The organism is Streptomyces sp. NPDC007905, assembly GCF_042959345.1.
Taxonomy (GTDB): Bacteria; Actinomycetota; Actinomycetes; order Streptomycetales; family Streptomycetaceae; genus Streptomyces.
Genome location: NZ_JBIBKS010000087.1, coordinates 1 through 1,237, shown reverse-complemented (window position 1 = coordinate 1,237; position 1,237 = coordinate 1). Strand labels below are relative to the sequence as shown.

1 protein-coding gene is annotated in these 1,237 nt (G+C 71.4%); it reads left to right on the top strand.

Annotated elements, in window-relative coordinates:
• Positions 1-1,189 (top strand): IS701 family transposase (locus ACFZDC_RS42025; RefSeq protein WP_391332383.1); only part of this gene is annotated, 1,189 nt, incomplete at its 5' end.
• Positions 1,190-1,237: the final 48 nt, after the last annotated feature.

Below are 1,237 nucleotides of genomic sequence, written 5' to 3'. Positions count from 1 at the left end.
GGCCAAGGGCGACTGCTATCTGCGGGGACTGATGCTGGACGGGCGGCGCAAGTCGATCCAGCCGATGGCGGAGCGGCTGCCGGACGGCAACGAGCAGAACCTGCAGCAGTTCGTGAACCAGTCGACCTGGGATCCGCTGCCGGTGCGGCGGCGGATCGCGGAGCGCATGGTGCCGCAGATCGGCCCGGACGCCTGGGCGGTCGATGACGTGTCCTTCCCGAAGGACGGCCGGATGTCGGTGGCGGTCGCCCACCAGTACTGCGGCGCGTTGGGCAAGCAGGCCAACTGTCAGGTCGCGGTGAGCGTGCACGCGGTCTCCGACACCGCGTCCTGTCCGCTGCAGTGGCGCCTGTTCGTGCCCCAGGAGTGGGCGGACGATCCGGTGCGCCGGCGCAAGACGGGGATCCCTGAGGAGATCGGGCACCGGGAGAAGTGGCGCCTGGCCCTGGACACCCTGGACGAGCTGGCCACATGGGGCCTGGTGCCGCCGGTGCTGGTGGCCGACGCCGGCTACGGGCAGAACGCCGACTTCCGGGCCGGGCTGGCCGACCGGGACATCGCCTACGTGGTGGCGATCCGCTCGGATGTGACCGTCCACCCGCATGATGCGCTGCCCGTTGCCCCGCCCTGGTCCGGCAACGGCCGCAAGCCGCAGCCCCGCTACCGCCACAAGCCGCTCCCGGTGGCCGCGCTGGCGGCCGGCCATGGCCGGCAGGCCTTCACCGAGGTCACCTGGCGGGAAGGCTCCCGCGGACCGATGCGTTCGCACTTTCTGGCACTGCGGGTGCGGCCGGCCGGGGTCCGGGCCCGGCGCCTGGCCCAGGCCGCCGCCACCGCGCAAGAGGGCCCCTGGGACGGTGTCCTGCCCGAGGTCACGCTGCTGATCGAATGGCCCGCCGGAGCCGAAGCACCCACCGACTACTGGCTGTCCAACCTGCCCACCGATACCCAGCTGGCCGAGCTGGTCCGCCTGGCCAAGATCCGCTGGCGCATCGAGCACGACTACCGGGAACTCAAGCACGGCCTCGGCCTGGACCACTTCGAAGGCCGCTCCTGGAACGGCTGGCACCACCACGTCACCCTGGTCACCGCCGCCCACGCATTCCTCACCGAACAGCGCCTGGCCCCAAAAGCCGATACAGCGGACTCACCCTCTACCAGACCCTCGACGCCCTCCAGGACCTGCTGAACTGCTGGACCGGCACCTGCACCACCTGCCACCGCCCCCTGCCCAGAA